At 65.8% G+C, this 7,182-nt stretch carries 8 protein-coding genes; 4 read left to right on the top strand and 4 right to left on the bottom strand.

Features of this window, described 5'->3' with window-relative positions; genetic code table 11:
• Nucleotides 1-146 precede the first annotated feature (146 nt).
• A complete protein-coding gene (locus Q0D45_RS09565; RefSeq protein ID WP_293391832.1) occupies nucleotides 147-1,679 on the bottom strand; it encodes an EAL domain-containing protein in 1,533 nt (510 codons plus the stop codon).
• Between the two features lie 113 nt (nucleotides 1,680-1,792).
• Entirely contained in the window at nucleotides 1,793-2,596 is an 804-nt protein-coding gene (locus Q0D45_RS09560; RefSeq protein ID WP_293391829.1) for an ion transporter, read from the bottom strand.
• Here Q0D45_RS09560 and Q0D45_RS09555 point away from each other — a divergent pair.
• Together Q0D45_RS09555 and Q0D45_RS09550 are read left to right on the top strand one after the other, a co-directional pair.
• Entirely contained in the window at nucleotides 2,595-2,717 is a 123-nt protein-coding gene (locus Q0D45_RS09555; RefSeq protein WP_293391826.1) for a hypothetical protein, read from the top strand. The genes Q0D45_RS09560 and Q0D45_RS09555 overlap by 2 nt on opposite strands.
• Entirely contained in the window at nucleotides 2,714-3,640 is a 927-nt protein-coding gene (locus tag Q0D45_RS09550; protein WP_293391823.1) for a histone deacetylase family protein, read from the top strand. Before Q0D45_RS09555 ends, Q0D45_RS09550 begins: the two co-directional genes overlap by 4 nt.
• A 13-nt stretch (nucleotides 3,641-3,653) precedes the next feature.
• On the opposite strand, the gene Q0D45_RS09545 is transcribed toward Q0D45_RS09550, so the two are convergent.
• Together Q0D45_RS09545 and Q0D45_RS09540 are read right to left on the bottom strand one after the other, a co-directional pair.
• Nucleotides 3,654-5,126, bottom strand: coding sequence for a YdiU family protein (locus Q0D45_RS09545; protein WP_293391820.1), 1,473 nt, complete (start codon nucleotides 5,124-5,126; stop codon nucleotides 3,654-3,656).
• On the bottom strand, nucleotides 5,123-6,436 hold the full coding sequence (locus tag Q0D45_RS09540) for an NAD(P)/FAD-dependent oxidoreductase (RefSeq protein ID WP_293391817.1): 1,314 nt from the start codon (nucleotides 6,434-6,436) through the stop codon (nucleotides 5,123-5,125). The genes Q0D45_RS09545 and Q0D45_RS09540 overlap by 4 nt, the downstream gene beginning before the upstream one ends.
• A gap of 110 nt (nucleotides 6,437-6,546) precedes the next feature.
• Here Q0D45_RS09540 and Q0D45_RS09535 point away from each other — a divergent pair, with 110 nt between their 5' ends.
• Both Q0D45_RS09535 and Q0D45_RS09530 read left to right on the top strand, forming a co-directional pair.
• Nucleotides 6,547-6,843 (top strand): DUF1244 domain-containing protein, encoded by a 297-nt coding sequence (locus tag Q0D45_RS09535; protein WP_293391814.1) that lies wholly within the window; start codon nucleotides 6,547-6,549, stop codon nucleotides 6,841-6,843.
• A 58-nt stretch (nucleotides 6,844-6,901) separates the two neighbouring features.
• The coding region (locus Q0D45_RS09530) for a hypothetical protein (RefSeq protein ID WP_293391811.1) at nucleotides 6,902-7,182 on the top strand (281 nt) is incomplete at its 3' end.

Here is a 7,182-nt window from a genome sequence, read left to right as displayed (position 1 = left end):
GTCGAGCGGGCTGGTAGCGCTTGCCTCAGTCTTGGGGGCGTTCATTGCGGCGTTTTCGTGGCGTGGACTCAGGCGCAGGAGTCTAGCAGCGCGGTTCCAGGGTTCGGCCACCTAGGTCAGCGATCAGGCGCGTGATCGGGTCTGCCCTAGGGCTTCGCGAGATAGGCCTTCAGCGCTTCCATCGGCAGTGCCCGAGACAGATACCAGCCCTGCACATACTCGACGCCGACCTTGCGCAGATGCTCGAGCTGGGCGGCGGTCTCCACGCCTTCGGCAACCGTCACCAGGCCCAGGCGACGCGCCATCGCCACCACGTCGTCGACCAGTCCGGCGGTGATCGATCCGGTGCCGATGGCGTCGATGAAGGTCTTGTCGATCTTGAGCAGATCGAAGTGGAACTGGGTGAGATAGCGCAGCGAGGAATAGCCGGTGCCGAAGTCGTCGAGGCCCACCCGGGCGCCATCGCTGCGCAGGGCGTCGATGACGGTGCGGGCGAGATCGTCCGACGACGACAGCATCTCCCGTTCGGTGACTTCGAATACGACACGCCCGGCGCGGCAGGCCTTGCCGAAGATGCTGCGCACCCGTTCCGGCAGTTCGGCATCGCTGAAGTGCGCCGGGCTGAGATTCAGCGTGACGTAGAAATCGGGGTGATCGGCGAGCGGGCCTTCGAGGTCGGCGGCGACTCTTTTCATCAGCCAGTCAGTCAACGGATTGATCAGGCCGCTGGCTTCGGCCAGCGGCACGAACACGCTGGGCAGGATCATGCCGCGCTGCGGGTGCTGCCAGCGCAGCAGGGCTTCGGCGCCGACGGTGCGCAGGCTGCCGGTTTCGTGGATCGGCTGGTAGTGGACGTGCAACTCGTTGTTCTCCAGCGCGTCGCTGAGCTGGGCATCCATCGACCGCTCGCGGCGATCGACGTAGGCCAGCACCAGGAACAGCGGCAGCGACAGGCCGAGCCCGAGCAGCACGAACAGCGTGGCGTTCTCCCACCAGCCGTCGAGCAGCGCGTCGCGGTTGCCGGCGACGACGGCGCGCAGCGGGTAATGCTGGAAGCTGCGTCTGCTGACCAGGCTGTCCGGATCGTCATCGCCGAGCAGCAGGCTGCCGGCGCGCGACAGCACGGTGCCATCGTTGCGTTCGATGCGCAGCGCGATCTGCTGCTCGACGATCGCCGCCCGCACCGGCTCCAGCAACTGGCGCGGATTCATCATCAGGCTGACCGCCATGCCGGGCACCCGGTCAATGCCGCGCAGCACGGTGATCGATACCTCGTCTTCCAGGGTCAGATCGGGGGCGGCGATATGGATGCCGGTGGTCGGCCAGATCAGCAGATCGGCGTTGCTGATCAGGATCGAGGTTTCCGGCACCCGCACGCTGGTGCACTGCACGGCGCTGCGATAGATCAGCCCGGCTTCACGGAAGTACAGCGAGTTGTAGACCGCCTTGCGCAAGGTATCGACGCTGGCAGGGCTGCAGCTGCGATCGACGGTCGTGCCAATCGTCTCCAGCACGTTTTCGGCGGTACCGAAGATCTCGTCGGCATGGTTTTCGAGCACGGCGGCGTAGTGATCGAGACGAAGACCGGCGGCCGTCGTCGCCTGGCGATAGGTGACAGCCAGCATCAGCCCGGCCGGCAGGATGCCCGCCAGTACCGCGGCGACCGCAATCAAAGCCAATCGGCGCTTGCGCCTTGTGATCACCGCGTTTGCCTCTCCTGCAATCGCCGGGCGCCAAGCCGGCGCGCGGGACTGCCTATCACGAAGATAGCCAGGTCTGGCATCGGCGGGGGCTATTCCTGAACAACGGGTGACACCACCTGATGCTTGGCGTCTTCCTTGGCCTGGACGGCGGCGCGCAGCTGATCGACGTTCTCGCGCAGGATGTCGGCCACCAACTCGTCGGTACGCGGATCGTTCAAGACATCGTGCGCCAGCCCCAGTGCCGCATCGACCACCGAATTGACGATGTCGTTGTAGAACGGCAGCCGGCTCAGGGTCTTGGTGCGCGCGTTGTGGCTGAGCTTCTCGGTGATCATCGCCCGCAGCTCGCGATCGTTCTCCTCCAGCGCCCGCGCGACGTTGCGGGTGTAGGTGCCGCGCTTCAGCACGTCCGACACTTCGGCGAGTACGGCGAGCGTGATCATGCCGCCGACCGCCCGCATGATGCTGTCCCGGAAGCGGTTGACCAGCCGGTAGGTGAATTCGTCACCGAGCGCCCGATCGGCCGCCATGCCGAAGCGCGACAGCAGGATGACGATGCGCACCACGCGGAACAGGCGGAAGCCGCGCAGCGCCGGTTCGGAGACCGGAATCATGCCGAGGACCTCGTACCAGTTGCGCAGCAGATAGCCGCGCGTCCAGCCATCGCGCGACCAGCGCCAGGTGAACTCCACCGCGAAGATTGCGCAGATCGCGTAATCGCCATGGATCAGCCAGCGGCGCCATTCCGGCGTGACGTCGCCCCAGGTTTCGTAGCTGAGCAGCGCGATCGACACCAGCGCCAGGATCAGCAGCAGCCAGTCGAGCACCGGCACGCGACGCGCGGCGGCGCCCAAGGTGTCGGGCGCGCTATTCGGGTGATCTTCGTTACTCATGCCGACGATGATCGGGAGGGCTGTTCACGGCGGCAAGGAAAGCACGAAATCACGGGCGAAGGAACGCTGGATCGTGACGAGCTTGACAGCCAACGGCCCGCTGCCCGAAATGCAGTCATGAACGCCGCCATTCCCTTGTGGATCACCCATCCCGCCTGCAGCCAGCACGAGATGGGCGCCGGCCATCCCGAATCGATCGCCCGCCTGCACGCGATTCAGGACCGCATGAACGCCAGCGGCCTGCTGCCGATGTTCCGCACCGTCACCGCACCGCTGGCGCCGCGCGAGGCGCTGGTCCGCGTCCATGATCCTCGGCTGGTCGACGGCATCTTCGCGACGCGTCCAGCCCAGGGCCTGGTCCGCATCGATCCGGATACCGCCATGAACGCGCACAGCGCCGAAGCCGCGCAGGCCGCGGCTGGCGCCGTGGTCCACGGCGTCGATGAAGTCCTGGCCGGCAACGCCCGCTTCGTGTTCTGCGCCGTGCGCCCGCCCGGCCATCACGCCGAGCGACGCCGGGCGATGGGCTTCTGCCTGTTCAACAGCGTGGCGGTCGGCGCCGCACATGCGCTGGCCTGCGGCCTCAAGCGCGTAGCGGTGCTTGATTTCGACGTGCACTACGGCAACGGCACTTCGGACATCTTCCGCGACGATCCCCGCGTGCTGGTCTGCAACACCTACCAGGACCCGTACTACCCCGGCTGGGTCAGCGATCCGGCCAACAGCCGTCTCGTCGATGCACCGCTGCACGCCGGTGATGGCAGCGCTGAATTCCGCACCGCTGTCGAAACCCGCTGGGCGCCGGCGATCGCTTCGTTCAAGCCGGAGCTGATCCTGGTTTCCGCCGGCTTCGATGCCCATGGCGAGGATCCGCTGGCTGGCTTGAATCTGACGTTTGCCGACTACGCCTGGATTGCCGCACGCATCCGCGGCTGGGCTGAGGAATATACCCAAGGCAGGTTCGTCGCCAGTCTGGAAGGCGGCTACGACCTGTTCGCATTGGCGCGAAGCGTCGAGGAGTTCGTGCGCGCAGCGGCGTTCTGAGCGCGGCCGCCACTCAGGACGAGCAACTGACCTCGATCATCCGGGCTTCCGGCGGCGGTTCAGCCGCATAGGCCTCGAACGCCGGCTGTTCATCGAACGGTCGTTGCAGCAGTTCGAACAGGGTCGCAACTTCGGACAGGTCACCGGCTTCGGCGCGTTCGATCGCTCGCTGCGCGAGATGATTGCGCAGCACGTATTTCGGATTGACCGCGTTCATCCGCACGGCACGTTCGGCATCGTCGGATTGTTCGGCGCGCAGCCGGCTGCGGTAAGCGGGAATCCAGACATCGAGCGCGGCGAGGTCGAGGATTTCGTCGCGCAGGCCATGCGCGGGTCCGTCCTCATTGGCCTTGACCCGCGACAGATGCCGCCAGCTGCGAGTGAAGTCGGCACGACTGGACTGCAGCAGATTCAGCCAGCCGTTGATCAAGGTTTCGTCGCCGTCACGCACTTCGCGCAGGCCGAGTTTCGCGGTCCATTGCTTCAACATCGCCTTGCCGTAAGCGTCCGGATAGCTGTCGGCGATCGGCTGGGCGCGTTCGACCGCAGCCCTCGGTTCGTCGGCCAGGAGCGGCAGGCAGGCCTGCAGCAGCTTGGTGATGTTCCAGTGGCCGATCACCGGCTGGCGATCCCAGGCGTAGCGGCCGCTGTCGTCGCTGTGATTGCAGATGTGGTGGCTGTCAAAAGCATCAAGAAAACCGAACGGGCCGTAGTCGATGGTCAGGCCGAGTGCGGAGAAATTGTCGGTGTTCATCACGCCGTGACAGAAGCCCACGGCCTGCCACTGCGCCATCAGCACGGCGGTGCGGCGCACCACTTCGGTCAGCCACAAGGCGTGGCGATCCGGCTTGCCGGCGAACTCCGGGAAGTGTTGATCGATCAACAGATCGGCCAGCGGTTTCAGGCGCTCGGTTTCCCCGCGGTAGTACCAGAACTCGAAATGGCCGAAGCGCAGGAAGCTCGGCGCGACACGGCAGACCACGGCCGCGGTCTCTACCGTCTCACGCCGCACCGGCTGCGGCGAGCCGACCAGCGCCAGCGCCCGCGTGGTGGGAATGCCCAGGCCGTGCATGGCTTCCGAGCACAGGTATTCGCGGATCGACGAGCGCAGCACCGCGCGGCCATCGGCATGGCGCGAGTACGGCGTCGGCCCGGCGCCTTTCAGCTGCAGTTCCTGGGGCTGGCCGTGGCGATCGTCGATCTCGGCGATCAGCAGCGCCCGGCCATCACCCAGCTGCGGCACGAACTGGCCGAACTGATGGCCGGCGTAGACCGAGGCCCGTGACTCATAGCCGGGCCACGCCGTGTTGCCGGCCATCAGCGCAGTGAACTCTGGGCTGGCGATCGATGACGACAATCCGAGCTGATCGGCCAGTGCCGTATTGACGTGCAGCAAGCTCGGCGTGGGCAACGGCCGGGCCGGGATGGCCGTCGAGTACGGCTCTCCGAGTGCGGCGAAACGAGGCGTGATGGCGGGCAGGATCATCGTCTGGCTTGAGTTTGGGTCTGCGACTGGCTTTGCAACGGCCGGTGGCTGTCGGCATCGTTATCGCTGCCGACGATCAGCCGCGCCGCGCGGCTGTAGCTCAGATAGTTGAAGAACCATTGGGTGGCCACCAGCATGCGGTTGCGGGCGCCGATCAGGAAGTAGACGTGGGCGATGCCCCACAGCCACCAGGCGATCAGGCCCTTCATGCGCAGGAAGCCGAAATCGATCACCGCCGAATGCCGGCCGATGGTCGCCAGGTTGCCGAAATCGCGATAGCGGAACGGCCCCGGCGCGGATTTTCCGGCCAGCGCCGCGCGGATGGTTTTCGCCACATGCTGACCCTGCTGCTTGGCCGCAGGCGCAACACCTGGCACGGCCTTGCCGTTCGATTGCACGGTGGCGGTATCGCCGATCACGAACACCTGCTCATGGCCCGGCACCGACAGATCCGGCAGCACCTGGGCGCGGCCGGCGCGATCGGCCGGCGCGCCGAGCCAGCGCGCGGCCGGCGAAGCCGCGACGCCAGCGGCCCAGAGGATGGTCGCAGCGGCCAGGCCGCTGCCATCGCCGAAGCTCAGGCCACCCGGATCGCAGCCATTGACTTTGGTATTCAGCATCACGTCTACGCCTTTCTTCTGCAGCTCCTTGAGCGCGAAAGTCGACAGCTCCGGCGGGAACGACAGCAGCACCCGATCGGCGCCCTCGATCAGCACCACCCGGACCTTGCGGGTATCGATGGCGCGAAAATCATGGATCAGCACGCGCTTGCAAAGCTCGGCGATGGCGCCGGCCAGTTCGACGCCGGTCGGCCCGGCGCCGACGATCGCGAAGGTCATCAGCCGCTGCTGCTCGACGAGATCGGCACTGTTCTCGGCGCGTTCAAGTGCCAGCAACAGTCGGCGACGAATCAGTGTGGCGTCATCGACACGCTTCAGTCCCGGTGCGTGTGCCTCCCATTGATCATTGCCGAAGTAGGTATGGGTGGCGCCGGTGGCGAGAATCAGCCAGTCGTAGGGCAGGCGGCGGCCGTCATCGAGCAGCACTTCACGTGCGGCGCTGTCGATTCCGCTCACCTGGCCGAGCAGCACGCGGGCGTTCTTCTGCTTGCTGAGGATGCCGCGCACCGGCCAGGCGACATCGGAAGGATTCAGGCCAGCGGTCGCCACCTGATACAGAAGTGGCTGAAAAAGATGGAAATTCCGGCGATCGATGACAGTCAGTTCGACAGCGGCGCCATCGAGCGCGCGGGCGGCAGTGAGGCCGCCGAAGCCGGCGCCGACGATGACGATGCGGGGAAGAGAGGACATGAGAATGGTGGACGTTCTGACGACTAGGGGCGGAGTTTAGTCGCAGGTGTTCCGGGCTTCGCGCACAATCCGCGCACAATCATTTTCCCTTTCGGAACCCTGCAACGACCATGGACCAGCAACTTCGGGACCGTCTTGATGCCGCCGTGCTTCAGCGCCTGCTCAAGCACCTTGATTCCCGCCCCGACGTGCAGAACATCGAGCTGATGAATCTCGCCGGCTTCTGCCGCAACTGCCTGTCGAAGTGGTACGCGGCGGCGGCGAAAGAGGCGGGTGTCGCGGTCAGCGACGATGCAGCCCGCGAGCGGGTCTACGGCATGCCTTATGCGGACTGGAAACGCCTGCACCAGCAGGAAGCCACGCCGGCGCAGCAGGCGGCGTTCGACGCGGCAAAACCGAAAAGCTGAAGGACTGCCTGGTTCACGGCAGCGCGGTAGTCTTGTCGTCAGGGACTCGGGGATCACGATGAATGCAGGTCGATGGCTGTGCTTAGGCCTGCTGGCGGCGAACTTGAGTGCGCACGCCGATGCGGCGACGCAGAAGGTGCTTGATTGCATGCGGGCGAACATTCCGCTGTCGCTGCAGATCAAGGAAGTGGAACTGGCCGCGGTCGATCGCAGCGGTGCCGAGCGGCTGCTCAAAGGCAAGGTCTATGTCAGCCGTGACAGCGGCCTGATCCGCGTGCTGCTGCGCATCTCCAAGCCGCGCGATCTCGATGGCGCGGCTTATCTGATGCGCGAAGGCGG

This window comes from Nevskia sp. (genome assembly GCF_023266035.1).
GTDB lineage: Bacteria > Pseudomonadota > Gammaproteobacteria > Nevskiales > Nevskiaceae > Nevskia.
The sequence above is the reverse complement of the archived record's forward strand: the minus strand, read 5'-3'. Positions and strand labels throughout refer to the sequence as shown.